The 24,890-nt window shown below is 47.1% G+C and carries 23 protein-coding genes; 11 read left to right on the forward strand and 12 right to left on the reverse strand.

All coding sequences use genetic code 11. From position 1 onward, the window contains the following. From Q4488_RS13095 to Q4488_RS13125, 7 genes are all read right to left on the reverse strand, one after another. A complete protein-coding gene (locus tag Q4488_RS13095) occupies positions 1-1,260 on the reverse strand; it encodes an FtsX-like permease family protein (RefSeq protein WP_303580931.1) in 1,260 nt (419 codons plus the stop codon). Next, the gene (locus Q4488_RS13100) at positions 1,257-1,952 is read right to left on the reverse strand and encodes an ABC transporter ATP-binding protein (RefSeq protein ID WP_303580932.1); all 696 of its coding nucleotides are present in this window, start codon (positions 1,950-1,952) and stop codon (positions 1,257-1,259) included. Before Q4488_RS13100 ends, Q4488_RS13095 begins: the two co-directional genes overlap by 4 nt. A 19-nt stretch (positions 1,953-1,971) precedes the next feature. Then, entirely contained in the window at positions 1,972-2,682 is a 711-nt protein-coding gene (locus Q4488_RS13105) for a DUF2796 domain-containing protein (RefSeq protein WP_303580933.1), read from the reverse strand. Positions 2,683-2,818: 136 nt separating this feature from the next. Next, the gene (locus Q4488_RS13110; RefSeq protein WP_303580934.1) at positions 2,819-3,823 is read right to left on the reverse strand and encodes a type I asparaginase; all 1,005 of its coding nucleotides are present in this window, start codon (positions 3,821-3,823) and stop codon (positions 2,819-2,821) included. A gap of 62 nt (positions 3,824-3,885) precedes the next feature. Continuing rightward, positions 3,886-4,920 (reverse strand): dihydroorotase, encoded by a 1,035-nt coding sequence (pyrC, locus tag Q4488_RS13115; protein WP_303580935.1) that lies wholly within the window; start codon positions 4,918-4,920, stop codon positions 3,886-3,888. A 120-nt stretch (positions 4,921-5,040) separates the two neighbouring features. Beyond that, complete coding sequence (locus Q4488_RS13120; protein ID WP_303580936.1) at positions 5,041-5,316, reverse strand: GIY-YIG nuclease family protein; 276 nt, start codon at positions 5,314-5,316, stop codon at positions 5,041-5,043. Beyond that, on the reverse strand, positions 5,316-6,164 hold the full coding sequence (locus Q4488_RS13125; protein ID WP_303580937.1) for an alpha/beta fold hydrolase: 849 nt from the start codon (positions 6,162-6,164) through the stop codon (positions 5,316-5,318). The genes Q4488_RS13120 and Q4488_RS13125 overlap by 1 nt, the downstream gene beginning before the upstream one ends. A gap of 515 nt (positions 6,165-6,679) precedes the next feature. Between Q4488_RS13125 and Q4488_RS13130 the strand changes: the two genes are divergently transcribed. From Q4488_RS13130 to Q4488_RS13140, 3 genes are all read left to right on the forward strand, one after another. Then, positions 6,680-7,111, forward strand: a complete 432-nt coding sequence (locus tag Q4488_RS13130) for a hypothetical protein (protein ID WP_303580938.1) — start codon at positions 6,680-6,682, stop codon at positions 7,109-7,111. 163 nt (positions 7,112-7,274) lie between these two features. Then, positions 7,275-8,075, forward strand: coding sequence for a DUF1338 domain-containing protein (locus tag Q4488_RS13135; protein ID WP_303580939.1), 801 nt, complete (start codon positions 7,275-7,277; stop codon positions 8,073-8,075). Positions 8,076-8,641: 566 nt separating this feature from the next. After that, complete coding sequence (locus Q4488_RS13140; RefSeq protein ID WP_303580940.1) at positions 8,642-9,964, forward strand: FAD-binding oxidoreductase; 1,323 nt, start codon at positions 8,642-8,644, stop codon at positions 9,962-9,964. Positions 9,965-10,179: 215 nt separating this feature from the next. On the opposite strand, the gene Q4488_RS13145 is transcribed toward Q4488_RS13140, so the two are convergent. Next, entirely contained in the window at positions 10,180-11,019 is an 840-nt protein-coding gene (locus Q4488_RS13145; RefSeq protein ID WP_303580941.1) for a LysR family transcriptional regulator, read from the reverse strand. A 500-nt stretch (positions 11,020-11,519) separates the two neighbouring features. On the opposite strand from Q4488_RS13145, the gene Q4488_RS13150 reads away from it, so the two are divergent. From Q4488_RS13150 to Q4488_RS13165, 4 genes are all read left to right on the forward strand, one after another. Further along, complete coding sequence (locus Q4488_RS13150; protein WP_303580942.1) at positions 11,520-12,272, forward strand: sulfite exporter TauE/SafE family protein; 753 nt, start codon at positions 11,520-11,522, stop codon at positions 12,270-12,272. Positions 12,273-12,274: 2 nt separating this feature from the next. Beyond that, on the forward strand, positions 12,275-13,645 hold the full coding sequence (locus tag Q4488_RS13155) for an aldehyde dehydrogenase family protein (protein WP_303580943.1): 1,371 nt from the start codon (positions 12,275-12,277) through the stop codon (positions 13,643-13,645). 416 nt (positions 13,646-14,061) lie between these two features. Beyond that, entirely contained in the window at positions 14,062-15,453 is a 1,392-nt protein-coding gene (locus Q4488_RS13160) for an aspartate aminotransferase family protein (protein WP_303580944.1), read from the forward strand. A gap of 277 nt (positions 15,454-15,730) precedes the next feature. Further along, positions 15,731-17,200: a PLP-dependent aminotransferase family protein gene (locus tag Q4488_RS13165; RefSeq protein WP_303580945.1), complete on the forward strand. Its 1,470-nt coding sequence runs from the start codon at positions 15,731-15,733 to the stop codon at positions 17,198-17,200. A gap of 69 nt (positions 17,201-17,269) precedes the next feature. On the opposite strand, the gene Q4488_RS13170 is transcribed toward Q4488_RS13165, so the two are convergent. From Q4488_RS13170 to Q4488_RS13180, 3 genes are read right to left on the reverse strand one after another with little or no spacing between them, the layout of a single operon-like run. Then, positions 17,270-17,986: an aspartate/glutamate racemase family protein gene (locus Q4488_RS13170; RefSeq protein ID WP_303580946.1), complete on the reverse strand. Its 717-nt coding sequence runs from the start codon at positions 17,984-17,986 to the stop codon at positions 17,270-17,272. A gap of 14 nt (positions 17,987-18,000) precedes the next feature. Beyond that, on the reverse strand, positions 18,001-19,242 hold the full coding sequence (locus Q4488_RS13175; protein WP_303580947.1) for an FAD-binding oxidoreductase: 1,242 nt from the start codon (positions 19,240-19,242) through the stop codon (positions 18,001-18,003). 34 nt (positions 19,243-19,276) lie between these two features. Next, positions 19,277-19,624, reverse strand: a complete 348-nt coding sequence (locus tag Q4488_RS13180) for a RidA family protein (protein WP_303580948.1) — start codon at positions 19,622-19,624, stop codon at positions 19,277-19,279. Positions 19,625-20,305: 681 nt separating this feature from the next. Between Q4488_RS13180 and Q4488_RS13185 the strand changes: the two genes are divergently transcribed. The 4 genes from Q4488_RS13185 (at position 20,306) to Q4488_RS13200 (ending at position 24,576) form a co-directional block, all read left to right on the forward strand. Beyond that, positions 20,306-20,770, forward strand: coding sequence for a tripartite tricarboxylate transporter TctB family protein (locus tag Q4488_RS13185; RefSeq protein WP_303580949.1), 465 nt, complete (start codon positions 20,306-20,308; stop codon positions 20,768-20,770). Between the two features lie 14 nt (positions 20,771-20,784). Then, positions 20,785-22,311, forward strand: coding sequence for a tripartite tricarboxylate transporter permease (locus tag Q4488_RS13190; RefSeq protein ID WP_303580950.1), 1,527 nt, complete (start codon positions 20,785-20,787; stop codon positions 22,309-22,311). 92 nt (positions 22,312-22,403) lie between these two features. Further along, positions 22,404-23,351, forward strand: coding sequence for a tripartite tricarboxylate transporter substrate binding protein (locus Q4488_RS13195; RefSeq protein WP_303580951.1), 948 nt, complete (start codon positions 22,404-22,406; stop codon positions 23,349-23,351). Positions 23,352-23,637: 286 nt separating this feature from the next. Then, a complete protein-coding gene (locus Q4488_RS13200) occupies positions 23,638-24,576 on the forward strand; it encodes a LysR family transcriptional regulator (protein WP_303580952.1) in 939 nt (312 codons plus the stop codon). 156 nt (positions 24,577-24,732) lie between these two features. Here Q4488_RS13200 and Q4488_RS13205 read toward each other — a convergent pair whose 3' ends face one another. Next, complete coding sequence (locus Q4488_RS13205; protein WP_368411580.1) at positions 24,733-24,873, reverse strand: hypothetical protein; 141 nt, start codon at positions 24,871-24,873, stop codon at positions 24,733-24,735. Positions 24,874-24,890 lie beyond the last annotated feature (17 nt).

Raw genomic sequence — 24,890 nt, forward strand, 5'->3', positions numbered from 1 at the left:
TTATATCCGTACAGTCATGCCATCGGCGAGTGAATAGCGGTATGCGCGATAACCGGGAATCAATCCGGTCAATGTGCCTGCGATGAGAATCAAGAATAACAGTTTGAACTCCGCAAGTTGAGGTAAACTCATGCTTAACTGCAAACCATAAGCCTCTTCTAACCAAGGTAAGCCGAGCATCAAACCGCTATAGAGTAACACCATGCCGAGGATAATCCCCAATAGAGTGAGTAATGCCGTCTCTAACACCAGTAATAACATAATTTGCACCGGCCTAGCGCCTACGGAACGTAGAATAGCCAACTCTCGCCGTCGTTCATTTAGCCCCGTCAATAATACCGTGAGCATGCTAAACAGACCCGATACAACGACAAACACAGAGATCAACAACAACGCCTTTTCGGCAATACCAATCATGCCCCAAAGCTCTTGTAATGCCACCCCCGGTAACACCGCCTGCAATGGCTCGGCGCGGTAGTTGCTGATATAACGCTGTAACTGAAAGGTCGCCATTTTAGACGAGAGCCCCAATAAAAAGGCGGTAATCTGTTGTGGCTCCAGCGCCCTTTCTTGCAGCGGCGTTTTACCGCCGGAGCCCGGTATATACGCACCACTTTGCCAATCAACGTGAATCGCTTCAATCGCTCGCAGACTAACATGAAGGGTGCGATCGACGGGGGTTCCCGTGGCTGCCAATATACCGGTCACCGTAAACGGCTGATCTTTATGTTTGCTAAAGCTCGTATTGCCCATCCCGTGAGCAATAATGATTTGATCGCCTAGATGATAGTCGAGTTTAGCGGCCACTTCCGCCCCCAAGACAACATCATGCAACTGTTGAAACGGGGCCCCTTGGCTAAAGGTTAACGGACGTTTTTTACCATAACGGTAATGTTCGAAATAGGCATCGGTAGTACCTAAAACGCGATAACCACGGTGAGAATCCCCCAACGAAAATGGTATTGACCAAGCTACGTTGGGATTTGCGGCGATATCCTGATAGCTCTGCCAACTGACATTGTTAGTGGCATTACCGATACGAAACACAGAATAGAGCAATAACTGTACCGAACCGGAACGCGCCCCAACAATCAAATCCGTACCCGCAATAGTCGAACTAAAACTCTGCTTGGCACCATGACGAACCTTTTCCACCCCCAGTAATAACGCCACACTCACTGCGATTGAGCAGATAATCATGAGGGCCGTCAGTCGACGGTTGAACAGGCTTTTATAAACCAACCCCAACATCAGCTTCATAGGGCCGCTCCCGCATGATTTAACTGTTGCAGATCGATAATGCGCGAAAAATGGCTGGTCAGCTGTCGATCATGACTGACAAATAGCAGCGTGATGTCATGCTGATCACACTCTCGGATAAGTAATTTGATAAAACCTTCACGATTATCACTGTCCAATGACGAAGTAGGCTCATCGGCAATCAAGATACGGGGATTACCGATAAGAGCCCGCGCCGCGGCAACCCGTTGTTGCTGACCAATACTCAGATCGGTCACGGCACTATTCAGATAATCCTGTAGTCCTAATTCTTGCAATAATGCGAGTGCTGCAGCCTCCACGGATCCCATTTGTTGACACGCCTGTTCACGCCGCAATTGAGAAAAGTGACAGGGCAGCAGCACATTTTGTTGCACAGAAAGATAGGGCAACAAATTAAACTGCTGAAAAATGAGCCCAATATGATCCGCACGAAACCGATCTCTGGCCGCGGCGGAAAGCGCGTTCAGATCACAACCATTCACCGCAATACGCCCCGCCACTGGCTTATGAATCCCCGCGATGAGGTTCAATAAAGTTGATTTTCCACACCCCGAGGGGCCTTGTAAAAATAGCTTTTCACCGGCACAGACCTCAAGCTGATCAATCGCCAACACCGGTTTTTCTACCTGCCAATGAAACTTAAGCTGCTGCAGTTCAATGATTGAACTCATTCGAACAGATTTCCTGTAACTAGAACTTAAATTGGGGTTCTGCCGCGCTGAGGTGCTTCACGCCTTGGCCAAAGCCGGTCTCAAGAGGGACAATGTATTGCACTTCGAGTTCCTCAAGTCGTGGAAAATGGCTAAAGAGTTTAACGTCTACTTGTTGTAGTGCGCTGATATTGTCACATTTGAACTGATAGCTCAGATCATATTCGCTATGTCCTGCTTCATCAGGATCGTGGTGTTCTTCATCATGATCGTGATGCTCTTCATCATGGTCGTGATGCTCATCGTCATGATCGTGATGCTCTTCATCATGGTCGTGATGCTCTTCATCATAGTCGTGATGCTCTTCATCATGATCGTGATGCTCATCGTCATTATCGTGATGCTCTTCATCATGATCGTGATGCTCATCGTCTTTATCAGCTAATGAATTTTCGATAGACGCCTGTGTCAGATGACATTGCGCGGCGGCGGGCAACATAACAACGTTCTCAGGATTGTTCAGCAAGGTCGTTGCTTGCTCAACTGTTTTTCGTTGTTCTGCCGTGCTTGGCGCGTGCTCAAACCCGAGAATGTTCATCGCCGGCGTTTCTAGCTGCAATTGCAGCACATCAGCCTCAATCACAAGCTGCATAGTGGCAGCACCATGCACATGACTACCATGCTGTCGCTCATAACCCACCGCGGGCACCGCTAGGGTTGTTGTCAATAATGCCAACCAATACTTATTCATAGAATACCGACTCTCTCAGGGATTTTAAAAAAGTTATGTTATAACAAAATTAAACAATATAGAAAGCCTGCCCTATAAAAAAACCCCGAACGTCAAACGATCGGGGCTTTAATGCTGCGCCGGTTAGATTAGTCGTTCAGCTCATCTCACCGCACAATGGCTTGACCATTAATTCAGACACCGCCGCCGCAGATTGCGTCGCAATGAGGTAATGTAATTTAGTGAATGCTGCTTCTAACGTAAGGTCGCCGCCAGGAATCACCCCGATACGGTTAAGAGTTGCGCCCGTCGCATAAGCCCCTTGACTCACTTCACCCTGCAGACACTGAGTTACATTAACAATGCTAACGCCCCGCTCAATCGCCTCTTGCAACAGCATCATTAACTCGACGTTGGCATCCGGTGGATTCCCAGCACCATAGGTGTGTAAGACACAGCCTCTAACGACATTATCACTGAGGATTGCCCGTGCCGTGTGAGCGGACAGGCCCGGATAGATCGGTAAAACCACCACCGCCTCGGAAGCGAGTTCGGGAATACTGAAATGTGCGCTGCCTGCGGGTAATAAGCGCTCCGCATGCAGGGTAATATTAATACCCACCTGAGCCAAGTAATCGTCATTCGGTGAATCGAATGCATTCAGTGCTGCACTCTTGACCTTAGTCGCCCGGTTACCGCGCAACAAACGCCCATTAAAACAGATACACACTTCGGCAATCGCAGCCTCAGCGGCAAAGGTTAACGCCGTTAACAGGTTGTCCAACGCATCATTACGTAACGCCGCCAAAGGGATTTGTGAGCCGGTAACGATGACTGGTTTATCCATTCCCTGCAGCATAAAGGACAACATCGATGCGCTATACGCCATCGTATCGGTACCATGCAGCAACACAAAACCATCATATTGCTGCCAGTGCTGAACGATAATATTGGCTAATTCGGTCCAATGATGGGGTTGTAAATTGGCGCTATCGATCAACTGTTGCAGCTCCAACATGTCAAACGTGGGCAACTGAGCGACACGCGCTCCCAATTGATCACGTAGCCGCTGTTCAAAACCAGCAGCGGGCACATAACCCGTTTCAGAGGCCTGCATACCGATCGTACCACCGGCATAGATTACTAATATTTTTCCAGTCATCGAATTAGCTACACCCTATTGCTACGCGCTAAAAGTACCTGACTAACAAGGTATTACAGCCATTATGCCTGCAATTTCCAGCTCACCTTCTGGCCGGCAAAAAACGGCACGATCGGACGTCCATCTGGCAGCATAATCTCATCGGGTAGCGTCCACTCCTCACGCACTAAGGTAATAGTGCCTTCATTGCGTGGCAGACCATAAAAATCAGCCCCATAATGACTCGCAAAGCCTTCCAACTTATCTAATGCGTCTAACTCTTCAAAGACATGGGCATACAGTTCGATAGCACTCCACGCACTGTAGCAACCGGCACAACCACAAGCATTCTCTTTCGCTTCTTTCGCATGCGGGGCCGAGTCGGTACCGAGAAAAAATTTAGCCGGGCCGGATTTCACCACCTGTCGCAACGCTGCCTGATGTGTATTGCGCTTCAATACCGGTAAACAGAAGTTATGCGGACGCACACCACCCACCAGCAGATCATTGCGGTTCATCAGCAGGTGTTGCGGCGTGATCGTCGCGGCGACGTTGTCGGATGCGTCCAGGACAAATTGAGCCGCATCACTGGTGGTGATATGTTCAAAAACAACTTTAAGATGTGGAAAGGCTTCGACAATTTTACTCATTTTCTGATCGATAAAGACTTTCTCACGATCAAAAATATCGATGTGATGATCGGTGACTTCGCCATGTATAAGGAGTGGCATTCCCTGCGTAGCCATCACCTCGAATACGGGATACATCGCCTCCAGATCGGTTACCGCCGCCGCAGAATTCGTCGTCGCGCCCGCCGGATAAAGTTTGGCGGCCACGACACCCGATGCTTTAGCCGCCATAATATCCTCAGGGGTTGTCGCATTCGTCAGAAATAGCGTCATCAGTGGTTCAAAGGTTGATTGCGCGGGGCGTGCAGCAAGGATACGCGCCTTGTAAGCCATCGCCTGCTCGGCATTCACCACCGGTGGCACCAAATTAGGCATGACAATCGCGCGCTGAAAACAACGCGCTGTCGCGGCAACAGTTTCCGTTAAGATATCGCCATCACGAAAATGCAGATGCCAGTCATCGGGGGTACAGATGGTCAGAGTTGTCATAAACAAGAAATCCTAAGCACAGAGAAGAGGGTCGAACGAATAAAATCATTATACAGATGCGGTGCCAGAGCGGGAAGTCGAGCCATAGCAACCGATGATGATGTCACAAGCCAAGCATCTTTATTGCTCGTGAAGGTCCTGCAGTAATTTTAACTTAGCGGTACGAGACATCTTTTTTATCTCAACTTCACGCTTACAGGCGGCTGACCGATTAGCGCAAGCTTCCTTAAAAACGAGACTCACGGGGCGTCGAGTACGCGTGTATTTAGCCCCGAGTCGGTTATTCAAATTATGTTCATTGAGTCGTCGACGGGTATCGGTTGTCACACCGGTATAAAGCGTGTCATCGGCGCAACGCACAATATAGACATACCACCCGCTTGAGCCTTCTGACATCAGAAGAGATCCAGTCGACTCAGATCAAGATCAACATCGTCTATCGATGATAAAAAGCTAATCAGTAGAGGATTAACTTGATCCGGTTGTTCTAATGTCACCATGTGACCCGCATTTTTAATAATGGCCAATTGACTACCCGGCATTTGACTGTGCAGCGCTTCAATCTCTTTCTGAGGTCGAGGAATATTATGCTCACCCGACATAATCAACGTTGGGCAACGAATATTGGCTAACTGATTTAACATCGACTGACGCCGAAACACCTGCTTACCTAAGGCCATAATACCGCTAAGCTGTTCTGAGGTCAGAAACATTAAATCAAAACGAAAGGTTTCGGCGAGAGCCGGATTCGCTCGCTGTGTCTCAGGGCTAAAGAGAACCTCAACGATCGAATCTACAACGCGGGTCGGTAGTGTCTCAAGCTGTTCTACAATGTCCAATAACTCGAGATAGTCGGCTTTACTGTCAGGCGTTTCACCGCCGAGATAACAGGAGATCAGCACCAGACTAGCGACCTCGTCGGGATACTTCATCGCCAGTTTTGCTCCCCAAAGCCCTCCGGCCGACATCCCCAGCACGCTATAACGCTCAAGACCCAACTGCTGCATCAACTGATGATGGTCTTCAGCAAGGCGATCGAGACTCAAATCCCCGTCACTGACTGATTGCGATCGGCCATGCGACCAGAGATCGGGAACAATACAGCGAAAATGTTCGGATAATAATCTTAATTGCCGATCCCATACTCGACAATCCCACAGTAAACCGTGTCCCAATAAGAGTGGAAATCCTTCTCCCTGATCCAGATAGTGAATCTCCCGATCATTGATCATACAGCTAGGCATAATGTTCCTCTTACGGGCAGACATTCGGTTAAAGTGAAACGTAAAGGTATGTAAAGATACATATTAAGCGTTTTATTAACTGGGCTAAAAACGTATCCTTAAGGGTTGTAATATAAAGTGCCTCCCTTGGTTAAAAAAGCACTGCCATCAGAAAAACTGATAAACACTGCCCAAAACAGGTAGTGCTAGCGCATTTTAATGGCCAATTTCTATTGCATTTCGCCAGCGATAGCATTATCACTACCTTAACGCTTATCCTCGATAACCAATCACACATCGACAATGCTGTTATATCAGCTCTTATAACCGACTCTTATAACAACCCTTTTTGTTTCACTCATCTTAAAAGGCTTATAGGAAAATCCTTGTCTTGCGCCTCCACCTCGATACACTAAAACAATGAACATAGCCCTACTGTTTATCCCTACTATTTAGTCCTACTATTTAGCAGTGCGATAAGTCAGTGCCACACCGAGAATAACCTTCTATCACTATAGCAGGCCTTTGAGAAACCCATGCGAACAATCCTCATACTCAGCTGTTGCTTAGCACCTATTTGGCTAACCGGTTGCGTCAGTTCAAGCACCTCTGAATATCCAGAATATGCCGGGTCTGGCGGCATGACTCAATGGGATATTCAGCCTCAAGCCTATCTGTATCACTATGAACATGGTTTCAACGGTGTTGACTCATTAGGATACGCTGCAGCATTACAAACCGTCTGGTCTCGTTTAGGTGCAGCCATCACTTGCGGTATCGAGTACGACAAGCCGTATATGATTCAACAACTGATGCAAACATTCGATGAACAAGCGATTACTCACGAGCTCAACGGCATCGGTTTCCATCGAATACAAAGCCGTAAAGTTCCTCAATTCTGTAATGAATGGCGAGTCAGGGAGATTCATACCGCCCTCAGGCGCTATCGTCAAGGCTGGTTTGAGTAACCCAGACCAGCAAACAGCTAACGTTTTTTGGCCTATGTATTGCCGTCTTAAGCCGATGATATAGATGAAACATATATCCCTTATACAAAAGCCATATTTTACTTATATCAAATCAAAGCCTAAGTTGTTCTCATTGGTATAAACCTACGCTTGGAGTTGAGTGATGCACTACGATAGCTTTTTCAACCTGCTTTGGGAGGATTATGTCAAGATTGCTCCTCAGGCCCGTCAGATTCACGATCTCTTTACTCGCAAAGGCGAACAGGTTTTCAATGATCACGTCGCTTTCCGTACCTTCTCCAACTCGCCAATCGATCTATTGAAGCTGGAACCCGTTATCTTCGATATGGGTTACACATGTCAGCAACACTATCACTTCGAAAAGAAAAAACTGATGGCTCGCAGCTATAGTCACCGTGATCCGCTGGCACCGAAAATTTTTCTCAGCGAACTGCAACGTCATCTTTTATCTGCTGAGAGTCAACAGATCTTAGCCAACGTCGTCGCACAGATCTCGACAAATGCCGTCACGGGGCCAGAGACCTTTGCCCATGGCTTATTCTGGAATCCCGTCAGTTTTGCTGATTACAGCCACCTGTCTTCAGAGAGTGAATATGCGGCTTGGCTCACCTGTATGGGTCTACGTGTTAACCACTTTACCGTTTGCTTGAACCATCTAAAAAACCTTACCTCGATGGAAAAAGTCATTGCCCTGCTGGAAGAAAACGGATTTGCAATCAATCAGGTGGGAGGTGCCATTAAAGGTGTACCGGCAGACCTGCTGGTGCAAGCGTCTACGCTGGCCGATCAAATTGAAGTGACGTTCGGATGCGGACACACCACAACCGTACCGAGCTGCTTTTATGAATTTGCTAAGCGTTATAAGAATGCCGAAGGCAAACTGTTTGACGGATTTATTACCAATAATGCGGATAAAATTTTTGAATCCACCCACCGTGCTTAATCCGATAGCAACAACAGCCGATGTCAGTTAAATAATTGATATTGTTTAGCTTTAGATAGATCAAATATAGTGATCGATAGTGATCACTATGTTACCTCTAGTCCCGTTATCCACACCGATAGGCATAAGCGCCGCATACTCCCTATACTCGCCATCAGAGTCACTTAAACAGCACCTCGAAAGCACCTTGAGGCATCTTGAACAACCCCCTTTAAAACCGAGCGATAGCTGACGAAGCTCACCAGCGCTGGATGCTTGCCCTTGCGGATAAGCTGAACAGTAACATCCTTTATTTAAAGCCATCGAGCTAAACGATTAACTTAGCCGCCATATTCCCATCTTATATAGCCCCTCCCTATATGGGCGCAAGGAAAACAATATTTCTGTCAATTCTGTAGACAGAATATGATCGATATTAAGTGTCCGACATGACCCTATCAAAGCGGATACTGCTACACCAATCGCATCATTTATCGATACCGTGGAGACAGCCCTGTGGATGATCAAATCCTCACATCTACGGATCATCTTTTGATTGAATATGATTGACTACGGGGAAACCTGCCATGAATAGTAAGCAGAATATGCCACATAAGCTTCCCGATTCTCTGTGGGTTGCCAGCGCTTGTGCCGCACCTGAAACAACAACATTACAGGGAGATCAGTTCGCCTCTGTTGTCGTTATTGGCGGCGGATTTACCGGTCTATCGACCGCGCTTCATCTGGCAGAAAAAGGGGTGTCGGTAACCGTGTTAGAAGCAACGGAGATTGGCTACGGGGGTTCAGGCCGCAATGTTGGTTTAGTGAATGCTGGCCTTTGGCTTAATCCATCAGATATTGATGCTAAGGTGGGAAAAAAATATGGCGATCGCTTAGACGCCACCCTCGCTAAGGCACCGGACTTAGTTTTCTCGCTCATAGATCGCTTTAATATCGAATGCGAAGCCACCCGTCACGGTACGCTACAACTCTCTCACTCCCGCTATGGTGACCGCTATCTGCAACACCGCGCCGCTGAGCTGACTCAGCGAGGAGCACCGGTGGAAATTTACCAGCGAGATAAGACGATCGCTCTAACGGGGACGCAAGCCTATCGCACCTCGCTGTTTGATCCTCGTGCAGGCACTATACAACCGCTGGGATATGTTCGCGGTCTAGCCAAAGCCGCGCTATCGCTGGGCGCTAAGATTCATACCGATACAGCCGTCAGCGAGATACAATCGATGCCGTCAGGTGAATGGAAAGTCAGTACCTCATCCGGCAGTGTGACTGCCGAGAAAGTGGTGTTGGCCACCAACGCTTATGGTCAGGGACTAAATAACGGCCTCGATAAAACCTTTATCCCCTTACACTTCTTTCAATTTGCCACCGCGCCACTAAACAGGAATACACTGAAACACATCCTGCCAGAAAAGCATGGCACTTGGGATACCCGTCAAGTGATGTCCTTCATTCGTTTGGATCAAGCAGGCCGTCTGATTGTAGGTAGTATCGGTCGAGTTGAAGACAGTGGTTGTCAGTTCCTCAAGGACTGGGCCAGCGACTATCTATGTAAATTGTTTCCAGATTTCTTTAGCCAACAAGAGATTCATCAACACCATCAGTTCTGGCAACATGGCTGGTCTGGAAAAATCGCCTTTGCCAACGACCATATGCCTCACCTGCATACACTGGCGCCGGGAATGATCACCTGTATTGGCTATAGCGGACGCGGTATTGCGCCTGGTACCATCATGGGTAAAGAGCTGGCTGATCATCTAACCGGTATGCCAATTGAGGAGATGTCGCTTCCTTGTCGTCAACCAAAATCGATCTTCGCCCGTCAAACTCGCCGCCAATACTACGCCCGCGGCTCCGATCTCTACCATCTCTATCAACGCGCAATCTAATCGCTATCGTTAAAGCTTCTTCATCACCGCATTGAGGAGGCTATGAGAATACCTAAAGACGCTATCGAGACTTAGCCCTTAGCCCTTAGCCCTTAGCCCTTAGCCCTTAGCCCTTAGCCCTTAGCCCTTAGCCCTTAGCCACGCTAATCATTAACATCAGTCATAAAACCAAACCTTTACACCATTCACATGCTGTTTTTCTGTGCCTGTCGGCTTTATTTCGTCAATTCCAGCGGCGTCTTTTCAATCACAGATAATAATAATGGGGGTAGCGGTTTGTCTTGAGCATAAGCCAGCCCGACGACCCTCTCCAGTTGTAAGCCATTAAACTCTTTCAAGACGATATCGCGACGGTCACCTGTCGACTGCTTGGGCACCACGGACACTCCTAGGCCGGCGGCAACCATATCTAACGCGTACTCTTCTGTATTCACCAGCGCTTTTATATTCAAGATAATACCGCGTTTTTGCAGTGCAAAAGTCCAGGCATCATTAATATCGCAGCGTCGCCGACTGATAAAGGGCAGATCATTCAACTGTTCGAGATCAACAGACTCATGTCGTGCCAAGGGGTGATCTTTAGGCATTGCCAGCACATAACGATCGACCCATAACTTATGAAACGCTTCATCTGGCTGAACAATACTGCTAGATATAATCCGCAGATCCGCCGCTTCCGAAATATCGACTAAGGTAAGATCCAACCCCGGTATCTCACGAAACAGCGCTTTAATGACATTGCCGATGCGTTTACCCGAGAGGAATGGCATGAGTCCCAGCCGCACCGACAGACATTCGGGCTTATCTTGAAACTGCAATTTGATCATCTGAATATCACTCAGCACCTGACGGGCATCCGGATATAGCTGAGTGCCTTCTGGTGTGGGGGTTACGCCTTTTGAGTGACGGACAAACAATGCACAGTTCAGCTCTGATTCAAGCTGTTGAATCGCAGCAGAAATGGAGGGTTGAGCCACAAAGCAACGCTTGGAAGCAGCACTGAGGCTGTGCTCCTCATACACCGCAACAAAATAGCGTAGTGAACGGAAATCCATGCTGACCTCTCTTAGCCCTATTAAAAAGTCCTATTAAAAAGCCCTATTTTAAGCCTTGGCCTTAACGGCTGACTTTAACTACTGACTTTAAGCGCTGATTAAAAACGCGACCTTAAAGTCCAATAGAATAACCTATAGCTATCGCTAAACGATATAGCCTGTAACGATATCTATGACCGAACCTCAGCACTAGGCACTAGACTCGAAGTAGCAGATACGAGCGACGCCGGTGAACATCACGAGAGATTGGCTAAGATTATTCCCCTAGCAGCCAGTAACGACAGCGACAAGGCACCTAAAGCAAGGTACTTAAAGCAAGGTACTTAAAGCAGCCCAACGAGACTCCCTCGCGCCTTATGTCAGCACGGCCGCGCCGATAGATTTAGTTTGCTCACAGCATCAGAGGTGGACCAGAACTTAAATCAAACTGGACCTATAGCCTTTATCTGTTTCTTCTTATCCTAAGTCACTACATACAACGATAACGAAAAAGAGACGCAATGGAAGTTGTTAATTTATCCAACGAGAGCTTGATGTGGCTATCTTTCGCCGTCGCTATCGCCTCGATGATCACCTCAATCACTGGCATGGCGGGCGGTGTTTTAATGTTTGCCGCGATGAGTGTCTATATGCCCGTCAGACCCTTAGTGGCGGTGCATGGCGTCGTGCAAGTCTCTAATAATGCCGCTCGCGCTTGGTTTCTCAAAAACGACATTCGTTGGGGCATGTGTATCCCCTTTGGCTTCGGTGCAGTCATCGGTGCCATTATCACCACGCTATTCATCATTAAATACGTTGGCGAGTTCTTCCCGTTACTAATATTAGTACTGTTAATCGCCTATACCCTGTTCAAACCAAAGCATCTACCTCACTTTAAGATCAGCGATAAAAACTTCTTCTGGGTAGGCATCGCAACCGGCAGTATGGGTATTATTGTCGGAGCTATCGACCCCTTACTCGCGCTGTTCTTTATGCGCGATGATATGAGCAAAGAGGAGGTCGTCTGCAATAAGTCAATGATGCAGGTATTTGCTCATCTGACCAAAATACCGGCTTACATTTTCCTCGGTTTTTCATTCATTGATAACGCCTTTCTGATTGGCGTATTAAGTATTGCGGCCATCATTGGCGCGAAGCTTGGCGTCATCGGGCTGCGTTATATCAACACCAAGGTGTTTTTTACACTCATGAAACTGGCTCTATTTTTAGCGGCCGGTCGTATCGTCTTTCAACTAATCCAAATGGGAGTTTAGCAATGAGCCAAACCTATACATTAGTAAACCCTTATAACAATGAACAGATTGGTGAGTATAGCTACACCAGCTGGAGCCAAATTGAAGAAAAGCTGGCATTACTTAAAGCCGGCCAGAAAGTTCAACGTAAAACGGCCGCTTTTGAACGTGCCAATGTATTATTAAAATTGGCCGATCTGTTAAAAGAAAACGCTGAAAAAATGGCACGATTGATTACCATTGAAACCGGTAAAACGATCTCCGATTCTCGCGTTGAAATGATTCGTGCGATTAATGCCACGATCGCGAGCAGTGAAGAAGCGCGTCAGATCAGCGGTGAATCCCTCGATTCTGATGCCTATGCTCCCGCCGGTGGTAAAATCGGTGTTGTTTGCTGGCGACCGCTCGGTACCATTTTTTGTATCACGCCGTTCAACTTCCCTATCAATATCGCGATGCATAAAATTGGCCCTGCGTATGCAGCTGGCAACACGATTCTCTTCAAACCGGGCCCACAAAACACCGCGACATCTCAGCTATTAGTTGAGCTATGTTATGCCGCCGGTATGCCTGAAAGTGTGCTGCAATTTTGTATGCCGCCACTGACGGATCTCGATAAGCTAAACGCGCATCCTGATGTTAATGCCATTAACTTTACCGGTGGCACCGCGGCGGCGAATGCGATTGCCGCCGCTGCAGGGTATAAAAAGCTATTACTCGAGCTCGGGGGTAATGATCCCTTAATTGTGATGGATGATGCAGATTTAAACGCCGCCGCAACCTCTGCCATCAATCATCGTTTTGCCACTGCAGGACAACGTTGTACCGCTGCTAAGCGCCTGTTTATTCACGCTTCCGTCTATGATAAGTTCCGCGATATTCTCGTCGAAAAGAGTGCCGCATTGGTGATTGGCGATCCAATGGATGACAATACGTTTGTCGGTCCTGTTATTCATATGGGTGCCGCGAATGAGATTCGTCAACGTATCGAAGGGGCCATCGAAGACGGCGCCACCGTTGCCCTAGGTAATCAATACGAAGGCGCCTTTGTGCACCCGACTATTTTGGAAAATGTTAAGGCCGACAGCGAAGTCATGATAGAAGAAACCTTTGGCCCAGTGATGCCGTTGTTTAAATTTGATGATGTTGAGGAGATTATTCCTATTATCAATAACACCGCTTATGGCTTACAGGCGGGCATCTTCAGTAATAACCTTTCTGTTATTCGCTATCTATTCGAAGAGCTCGATGTGGGTACACTGGCCACCAATGACGGCCCAGGTTTCCGTACCGAGCACTTCCCTTTTGGGGGTGTTAAAGAAAGCGGTGTCGGCCGTGAAGGCATTAAATACGCGATTCGCGAAATGAGCTATACCAAAACATTAGTGATTTAATATCTTCAAGGGCGTTGTCAGCGGCGCCCTTTTCTTTAGGCTTTAGGCTACCGGCTAAGGAAGGTGCGAATAAGTCCGTTATGTTCTCTGTCAGCCAGAGGCGGAATTGACTTATTCGCACCTTCCCTAAGCTTGATGTGTTAAATCATAAGGCAATCTAACTGTAGATTGCCTTTTTTTATGTCATCAATACCAGCATAGGCGACCTTTTTTAGCAGCCTAATCAATCATATTTTACCTTTATCGGCTGGCCTCAACCCTGAGTTTCATCTGGTCCTAACCGCCACTCGTCTAGAGGCGTAATTTTACATTATTGATAGTTCGGCAAGTTGATATTTTTTCTTTAATCCTATGGGTTACTAGAATATTTTAAAAAATATCAGCTTGTCTCACCGGTATAAACAGATGAGGCGAATATGACCAATAATGTGAATGAGTTTGATTCTATAGATGTCGTGAACAGTGACCGTAACCATGTATGGCATCACCTAACCCAACATAAAGCCTTTGAGAAAAGCGATCCGATGGTCATCGTCAATGGTGAAGGTCTGCGTGTATGGGATGCTAAAGGCAATGAATACCTTGATGCGGTGTCTGGTGCAGTATGGACGGTGAATGTTGGCTATGGCCGCACTGAAATTGCAGATGCGGTGCGTGATCAACTGGTAAAGATGAACTACTTTGCCCAATCGGCAGGTAACATTCCAGCAGCACAGTTTGCCAAAAAACTGATTGAAAAAATGCCCGGCATGAGTCGCGTTTATTACTCAAACTCTGGTTCAGAAGCTAACGAAAAAGCCTTTAAAATTGTTCGCCAAATAGCGCACAAGAAGTATGGTGGTAAAAAAACTAAGATACTTTATCGTGAACGTGATTATCACGGTACTACCATCGGCACACTGAGTGCGACCGGGCAGTTTGAGCGTAAAAACCAATACGGTCCTTTTGTACCTGACTTCGTTGAAGTGCCGCATTGCTGTGAATACCGAGCGCAAGAAGATGCCGATAAAGAAAACTACGGTGTCTGGGCTGCCAATCAGATTGAAAAAGTGATCTTGGCAGAAGGGCCAGAAACGGTCGGCGCTATCTGTCTTGAGCCGATTACCGCAGGCGGTGGCGTGATTGAAGCACCCGAAGGTTACTGGCCTCGCGTGCAAGAGATCTGCAAGCAATATGATGTGCTACTCCACATCGATGAAGTCGTGTGTGGTCTCGGCAGAACCGGTCAATGGTTTGGTTATCAGCATTACAACATTCAACCGGATCTTGTCACTATGGCCAAAGGTGTCGCATCCGGCTATGCCGCCATCTCTTGTACCGTAACGACCGAAGCGGTATTTGATGCCTTCAAAGAAGATGAAGATCCTCGAATGGGTTATTTCCGCGATATCTCAACGTTTGGTGGCTGTACGGCGGGGCCCGCTGCGGCATTGGTTAATATGCAAATCATCGAAGATGAAAAGCTGTTAGACAATGTTAATGCTCAGGGTGACTATCTGCAGACTCAATTGAACGCGCTAAAAAACAAACACGCCATCATCGGCGATGTCCGTGGTAAAGGCCTGTTTGCAGGCTTTGAAATGGTTAAAGATAGAACCACGAAAGAGCCGGTCGATGAATCCGTGGTGATGGCTGTCGCAGGACATTGTATGGCCAATGGTGTGATTATTGGTCGCACTAACCGTTCATTTAAAGAGTTCAATAACACCATCTGCTTGGCACCCGCTCTGATTATTACTCGTGAAGAGATCGATCTGGTAATTAAGGCGATCGACGAAGCATTGTCAGCGGTCACCAGCAGCTTATAAGTTCATCATCGCACTCGTTTAAAGCTCGATGATTCGCTCCGTTTGTTAACCGGATACAGTGCACACTATCGGTTAGCAAATGGGGCTACTCAGCACGACTTAGCTTCGCACAAACATCTATCTTTGCCGCAATATCGCCTCTATTATCAATACGTTTAGTCATTTATGGTACTATTCCAATTAGTATATTGATTGTTGGTATGGATGCCTCCTCTTATATTTAGCGACGGATTGCCTTCATTATATAAGTCTGTTTTTAGCATGAGGCACTGAATATATGCTCCATCTTTTTCATCTCACTCAAGACAAAAATGTCAGCCTGCAAAAACAACTAAGAGAACAGATCGCTAATGCCATTATGAATGGCAATATACCTCCAGATGTGCCACTACCCTCCAGCCGAAAACTAGCAAAGCTATTGAATATTGCCCGCAATACAGTGGTATTGGCTTATGAACACCTACTCGATGATGGTTATCTCATTGCCCGAGAACGTCGAGGCTACTTTGTAAACCCTGATATGCTGCAGAACCAAGCGGCAGAACAAGCAGATCACCTGGCCATAGACGATCAACAACTTGATTGGCAACACCGTTTCAAGATCCATCCCAGTGAGCAGATCAATATCAACAAAGCCTTAGACTGGCAACGCTATCAGTATCCGTTTATTTATGGCCAGTTTGATGAAAAAATCTTTCCCGCGGTTAACTGGCGAGAGTGCTGTCGCGATGCAGTCAGTGATGCCGCCGTAAGTGATTGGGCCTCGGATAGCTTAGACCACGATGATCCCCGTCTGATTGAGCAAATACGCACCCGCTTATTGCCGCGTCGAGGCATATGGGCCGCGCCTGAACAGATACTCGTGACCGTTGGCGCACAACTCTCTCTTTATCTGTTAGTACAATTATTATTAGATAAGCAATCAACCTTAGGGTTAGAAGATCCGGGGTATGTGGATATCCGCAATATCGCCAAATTACATGGCTGCCAAATCAAACCGCTACCGATCGATCAAGATGGTTTGATTATCGACGATCAACTAAATCAATGCGATTTGATCTACACAACCCCGAGTCATCAATGTCCAACGGCCGTGACGATGCCGCTGGCGAGACGTTATGAGTTGCTAAACCGCGCCTGTAATGAGGACTTTTTGATCATCGAAGATGATTACGAAAGCGAGACCAATTTTGACAACAAACCCAACCCCGCCCTCAAGAGTTTGGATAAGAGTGATCGCGTCATCTATATCGGCAGCCTATCAAAAACCCTCGCCCCGGGCTTACGGCTCGGTTATGTGGTTGCATCAGAGCCTCTCATCAAAGAAGCCCGAGCGCTTCGCCGCCTCATGATTCGTCATCCTGCATCCAATAATCAACGCGCGGCGGCGATGTTTTTAGAGCGTGGCTATTATGACGCCTTAATTATGAACATTAATCGTAACTATCGTACTCGCTGGCGTGCGGTTGATGAGGCACTCAGTCACTATCTTCCGGGTAGCCATGAAGCCCCCAATTTTGGTGGTTCCTGTTACTGGGTTCGCTGCCCTGACAACCTAGATACTGCCGAACTAAAACAACGCGCCATCGATGAAAGCATCATTATTGAGCCCGGTCATATTCACTTTTATCATGACGACGGCCCGAAAAATTTTATCCGTCTTGGCTTTTCTTCAATCTCAACTGATCGTATCGAGCCCGGCATCAAGAAACTGGCCGAACTGATTAACAGTATGACCACCGTATAAACCTCAAAGAAAAAAAACCCAAAGCATCAGAATACTTAGGGTTATATGGCAAGTGGTTTAAGATAACGTTTAAGCGATTTGCCGATTCACTGTCGCGGCTACCATACGGGTTAGACTGCTCAAATCAAAAATAGGTAAGCCAAACTTCGCCTGTAGTGTCGGGGAAAAATGTGACAGATCGGTGCACTCTAAGACAATAGCGCCAACATTGGGATTAGCCTCTAGCATTCCTTGAATCACCGTACACAGCTCCTCTTCAAATAGAGCCATATCCAAATCATCGGTTTTGCCACTCAATATCACCTCAGCAAATTGCGCTTGATGCTGCATGCCGGCAACCACGATCGGTTCATCCGCAATCCCCACGCCCTGCAAGTGATCTTGCGACAATGCATCACTATTCGCGACCACCACGCCGACAACTTGATCTCGTTTTAACAAGCGTGACACCAAAGGCACCTGAATAAGACTGGACATAAATACCGGTATATTCACCGCATCCGCAATCGCTTTTTGATGTAACGCTAAAAACCCACAGCTACCGGTAATCGCTTTAACACCCTCTCGCTCTAACGCTTGTGCCGCGTCGATAAAAGGCTGCAACAGTTCGGGATCACGTTCACTGATCAAACGCTCAATCGTCGCCCCTTTTACCGTGTGATATAACACCGGAAAATCGAAGCTCGCGGGATTTTTGATATGCCCCTCGGGTTTAGGAAAATAAGACTCCAAGGAGATAACACCCATCACCAGCCCACAGACATTATGTCCGCCTTTCATCATCATATTCAGATCCTCCCTTAGCTAAAACGAGTCGCAGAAAAAGGGTTTATATCAATCTTATGTGTTTGTCCAAGCAGGCTTTCGGTAATCAGTTGCCCAGTCACGGCAGCAAAGGTTAGGCCCAAATGGCCATGACCAAACCCCACGGTAATTCTAGGATAGCGTTCAAGCGAACCGATAACGGGCAGAGTATCGGGTGTTGAGGGGCGGCTGCCAACCCAGCTCGATTTAATCGATGGATTATTATCCAACATCACCTTGGCATGATCGAGCATAGCCGCCGTGCGCGCTTCATTGAGCGGGGCATCGGCAGAAGCGAACTCAGCCGTGCCCGCTAATCTAACGCCGTCTTCCATCGGCGTCAGAAAAACCGATTTATCCAACCAACCGACGGGACGACTCAAAGACTTTTCACCCAGATCAAGGGTTAGATGATAACCCCGTTCGCTCACGATCGGCACCTTGATACCCAGTTTTGCCAAAAGATGTTTAGATGCAAGACCCGCGCAAAGTACCACTCGATCATAGCTGATATCTCGATCGCTCAGACGCACAACGACACCATTATCATTGGGCACTAAAGCCTGTACTTCATCCTGTAAAATAACCCCGCCATGAGCCGTAAAATGACGCGCATAACGCCGACTTAATTCAACCGGACTCACGGTAAAGCGCGTCTTGGGATAAAAAACTCCGCCGACATGAAATGCTGCTAAGTTAGGCTCTAACGCATGAACTTGAGTGGCATTCAAGAACTCCAGCTCAACCCCCTGCTCTCTTCGCTGCTGCAGATCACCTCGTTGCGCCGCGGCAAAGCCTTCCTCGCTAGCAAATAGCCCTAAACAGCCTTCTGACTTAATCAAGTCTTGTGCCTGTGTCAGGTTTAAAAGCGCTTCATCAGCCTGCTGGGCATGCTCTTGCAGCGCTCTCATGGCAGCCTTCGCATGCGTATAGTTAGCAGGAAAACATGCCTTAACAAACGCCTTACCATACGGTATCAATGAGGGTAAATAGCTGAATTGCATCGACAAAGGGCTGCTTTTATCTAATAGCATCCTCGGCATCTTGCGCAGCATCGAAAAATTAGCGAACGGTAAGCGAGCATAGTCGGCAAACAAGCCTGCATTACCAAAAGACGCGCCCATACCTGGGGCTTCTTTATCAATTAATGTTACCTGATACCCGGCTTGTTGCAGAAAGATAGCGGTTGCAAGACCCACAACACCGCCTCCAACAACGCCAATCTGTGAACTGTCCATAATCCCTACCTAATGAGACATTGATCGCTAAAACTTAAGCGGTAACCGCAACAACCTGTATCTCGACCAGTAACTCAGGACGCGCCAACCGAGATTCTACACAAGCGCGGACTGGCGGATGGTCGCTATCGACCCAGTCATCCCAAACCGCATTCATCTGCGCAAATTGAGCAATATCCGCAAGCCAAATATTCGCGCTAATTAACTGACTTTTATGGCTACCCGCATCGGCTAGCAGTGCATCAATCTGTGCCAATATCTGACGTGTTTGCCCAGCAATATCGTCTGATGGGTCTTTCGCTACTTGACCTGCTGTCCAACATAGATTGGCAAAACTCACTAGCTGGCTCATACGTTGATTAGAATGTTGACGCTCAATCATCACTGACGCTCTCATATATAAGATGGTGGGCATTAGCCAAAACCGCTATGCCCTAGCTGTTCATCATGGTTCTCGATTTCAACGGCTAAAGGGAAAGCTTTGAACAAGCCATCTGCGGACATAAAGGTTCGGTTAATACATTTGATAAGGCATTATCTGTTGCCAAAAACATAACAACAAATTCAAAATACTTACTATTTCATCAGAAAATCTTATATCTCTAAAAGAAATCATAAGGCTATGAAAGGGAGGATCTCAGCCAGTCATTGTCAATGAGATGAGTCATGTGACGCATCAGCAATACTATGAGACAGAGAAAGGCTGCTGCTGGCGAAGCAACCTCAAAAAGTATTTTTTTAACTGATTAACATAAAGTTTCACACGAAATACCGCCCCATTAAGGTGCAACAAATCACCCAAAAAACTAATATTAAATCCATATGATTCACCTTGGTGCAAATAAACCAACTTTTGACTGATTGCCAAAAGTTCATAAGCTAAACTTATAAAATCAAATGTTTTTTAGAATTGTATCTATGTTCTGTTTGTATAGACTGATTTGAATAGCGGCTTACGGCAGGGAAAAGTGCCCATGATCAGTACCGTTGAAAGGATTCATTGCTTAGAGTTCTCATCGCGTACTCTAAAGCCACTCAAAGAAATAAGTATTCAGGTAACACAATGGATAGACGAAAAATTGATGTCGCACTTTCGACGTTGTTGATCATACTTTCAGTGATCATCTTAACTAATGACAACTTAGTTGAGGGCGGCGCAGAAACTGACTTAAGCTCTATGTTTTTACCCCGAGTCGTGGCGAGCCTCATCATTATTTTCGCTGCCACCATCGCCATTCAATCCCTTATAAAGCTATCGCAAGGCACGCAGCCAGAAGGCTCTGAAATCATCATAACCGACGGCTTCTCCGGTATTTTTATCTATATCGGTATCTTTATAGCCTATTGGCTGAGCGTACCTTATGTCGGTTTCTTGGTGGCCACTCCATTTGTCATGTTCGCCGTTGCCATGCTACTTGGCGGCCGAAACTGGGTACCGATTATTGCGACATCCATTGTCACACCGTTACTCATCTATTACGGCTCGAGAGAGTTTTTACGTGTCTTTCTGCCCACCTGGTCTTTATAAAGGAGCGTAATTAAATGTTTGATAATATTCTTAATGGCTTCTCCTTAATTTTAGCCGTCGGTCCTATTTTAGGCATTATCCTCGGGGTCGTGATCGGGATTACCTTTGGGGCTATCCCCGGTGTATCAGCCATCATGGCGATTGCTATCATTCTGCCCATGACGTTTTATGTCGATCCGATTATCGGTATCACCATGCTACTGGCGGTCTATAAATCGGGTATTTACGGTGGCTCCATCTCGGCGATCCTGATTAATACACCGGGGGCGGCGGCTTCCTTTCTCACCGCACAAGACGGCCATGCACTCACTAAGGCTGGTAAAGCGGGGAAAGCCCTCAACATGTCTTTGTTTGCATCCATCACGGGGGAAATGCTAGCGACCTTAGTACTGATTCTCGTCGCCGCACCTTTCTCGTTGATCTCGTTGCAAGCTGGGCCCATCGAGAAAGTATTTTTACTGCTGTTTGCCTTCACCGTGATCGGCACCATGGCCGGAGAATCTATCCCACGAGGCTTACTCTCTTGCTGCCTAGGCATGTTATTTGCCATGGTAGGCATGTCATCCATCACCGGCGCTTCACGCTTTACCTTTGGTTATACCGAATTAATGGGCGGGTTTACCTTCACGCCGATGCTGATTGGTATTCTCGTTATGCCGGAAGTGTTTAACGTCATTCGTCGACGTCGGACACCTCACCATGAAATGATGATTACTCACTCACCCAACCCTGCCGATAATCGCATCAGCTTCAAAGAGTTTCGCCGCGTTTTTGGCACTATTTTAAAATCCAGCGGTATCGGTACCTTTGTTGGCGCGCTGCCTGGCTTAGGTTCGAGTACGGCAGCCTTCATCGCTTATGGCGAAGCCAAACGCACCTCGAAAAAGCCCGATGAATACGGTAAAGGCTCCGTCGAAGGTATTGCTGCCGCTGAATCAGCCAATAACGCGGTATGTGGTTCAAGCTTGATTCCGATGTTAACCCTCAGCATCCCCGGCGATGATGTTGCCGCCCTGTTGATGGGTGCATTTTTAATCCACGGTTTAACACCCGGCCCGATGATTTTCTTTGAGCACACCGAAACTATCTACGCCATCTTTGCCGGCTTCCTGCTCACCGATCTATTCCTCTTGGGTATCGCACGTGCAGGCTTTAAGTTTTTCGTCAAAATGGCATCACTACGACGTTATTACATCTTTCCCTGTGTCACTGTCTTCGCCTTCGCCGGTGCTTTTACCGCGGGCCAGAATATGAATGACATTCTGATTCTTATCCTCTTTACGATCATGGGGTACGGTATGCGCTTAGTCGGATTAAACCCAGCGGTGTTTATCATCGGTTTTATTCTGACACCCTTCTTAGAGCAGAATTTAGATCAAGCCATCGCGATTGTCGGCACTGAATATCACCTATTTTTCGCCTCACCATTCTCATGGGTGTTTATCGCACTGTCAGCCTTCTTCGTGATATCCAGCATGCGCATGAGACGAAAAGCCAAAGCAAACATTGCCACGGCTGCGGCAAAAAGAAAACTAGCTTAAATACATAACAACATGACAAACGTCACTCAAACACAACTGGCCTCTGATTAAAGCCATTGAATATTAATAACAAAACTTCATAGGATCGCATGATGCATAAATTTAAAAAAAACCTAGCAACCATCACAGCAGCAGTCGCTGTAACGTTAGCATCAGGCTCAGCACTGGCAGAGTATCCGGAAAAACCAATCAACGTTATTGTGCCTTGGGGAGCCGGTGGTGATTCAGACCTAACGACTCGTATCTGGGCTGATGCGGTGGAGAAAGAACTCGGCGTACCGGTGGTTGTTATTAATAAACCCGGCGGTGTGGGTATTGTCGGCACCAGCTTTGTAGCCCGCGCGAAGAAGGATGGTTACACCCTCATCAACGCCGGTTTAAGCAACATGTTAGTGACGCCTAATTTCAGCCAAACACCCTATAGCTTCGACAGCTTTACACCCATTATTAAAATGACAGCGGTGCCCTTAGCGGTTGTTGTCAAACAAGATAGCCCTTACCAGACCTTTAATGAGTTTATTGCCGGTGCAAAAAGTGAAACACTGACTCAAGGCTCTTGGGGAGCATCATCATCGGGCACCATTTTAGCTAACATTATTGCTGATCAAGCCGGTTACAAACCTAAATATGTCAACGCCAAGAGCGCTGCAGAATCAATGGTGTCCGTGGTTGGTGGCCATATTGATTCGGCCGTATCTTTCCCGCCAGCATTCGGCCCCCACGTTAAAGCTGAACGCGCACGGGTATTGGTGATGAATCAGAAAATGGAGGCTTTCCCAGGCGTGCCAACCTTCGCTGATTTTGGCATTAAGGGAAGTTTCGAAGGCTGGTCGGGCGTATTCGCACCTAAAGGTGTGCCTGAAGAAGTCGTGGAAAAACTCACCGCAGCAACCGAGAAAGCGATGCAGGACCCTAAAGTAATTCAAGCTTACCAAAATATTGGCGCGGTTCTCGATTTTCGTCATGGGCCTGAATGGATCGCCGACATGAAAACCACCTATAGCATTATGACTGAAGCAGCAGCCAAGACTAAACAATAAGCGTGATCCTCTCTTCTCAACGGTAGCCCTGATAGTTCCTGAATAGGCTACCGTTGAGTTTTCAGCTTAAGTCAGCGACAAATGCTTGCGCATTTAAGATAAATCTGCCATTGAGCAACACTACTGCACTCTATTTACCTCGCCTCAACTGGGCTAACCGGTTAATCCAAGATCAGCAGAGATAGCCGTGCATTCCCCTTTAACATACGTTATATTTTCAATCATTAGCTAATACCCTATTTTTAAAGCCACCTATCAGAATAACTAATATAGTTAAGGTAGAACGATGAATCTCAAACAGATGGAAGCCTTTCGTGCAGTCATGCTGACAGGTTCTGTCTCACAAGCTGCTCAGCAACTATTTCGTACGCAACCGGCGGTGAGTATGATGATTAGCTCATTGGAAAATGATGTTGGTTTTCAGCTATTCGAACGACACAAAAAGCGCCTCTACCCGACACCTGAAGCAAACTATCTATACAAAGAAGTCGAGGCTATATTCTCGCGTATTCAAGATGTCAATCAAACCGTTCAAGATATCCAAAATAAGCAATATGGCTTTCTTCGCATCGGTTGCATGCCCGGCCCGTCAAACTTTTTCATGCCCGAAATTCTGGCTGATTTTCTCGTTGAGCACCCCAAGATTCAAGCCTCTCTGCAAACCCGCACCTCGGATTCTGTGATCGAATGGGTGGCCTCGAATCAGTATGACCTTGCCCTTGCAGAAGTCACCTCTCATCAGCCCAAAGTCGGTAGAAATCAACTATTTGATCTCCTCTGTGTCTGTGCTCTGCCTGCGGATCATCCACTCGCTGTTCACGATACCATCACCTTAGACATGCTCGATGCTGAGCCAATGATAACGTTGCATCCTGACCATATGATCTATCATGACCTGCTGCAGCTATTTGAAGCCAACGGTCATCGAATGAATGTTCGACTACAAACCCGCTTTTTCATACCGGCGCTAAAATTTGTCGAGCGCGGCCTCGGTGTCTCTATTATTGACCCGATCTCGGCGTTCAGTTACACCTCTTATGCGCAACCAGGAAAAGTCGTATTTCGCCATTTTCAACCCGACATCTTCTTACGTGTTGGCCTCCTTTTTCCAACAGAAAGCCCGTCATCCATGATTGCCCTTGAGTTTGCTAGCTTAGTGACTCAACGCATTGAAGATCTCTGCGATAACCCAGAAAAAATTCTCTGTTGGGACAAGAATCCCTAAATGAGGATCAATTTTCTCGATCCTATTTGCCCTGCGTTGAAGCCTAAAGACAGCCGAATAAAACCGTTATCTAGCACGCCGAAATCAACCCGCATGGCCTTTATGGCAGGGATCAGAACAATCCCTGCCGATGGACATCGCCCTAAAGCATCAGATTCAAGCCGTCTGCTGCAAGCGCGCCGCTTTCATGGTGTTTTTCAATAAACAAGCGATGGTCATGGGACCAACACCACCGGTCACCGGCGAGATACTGCCAGCAATGTCAGAAACTGACTGATAATCTACATCACCTACCAGTTTTCGCTTACCCTCTC

The organism is Amphritea sp. 1_MG-2023, from assembly GCF_030547545.1.
Classification (GTDB): Bacteria; Pseudomonadota; Gammaproteobacteria; order Pseudomonadales; family Balneatricaceae; genus Amphritea.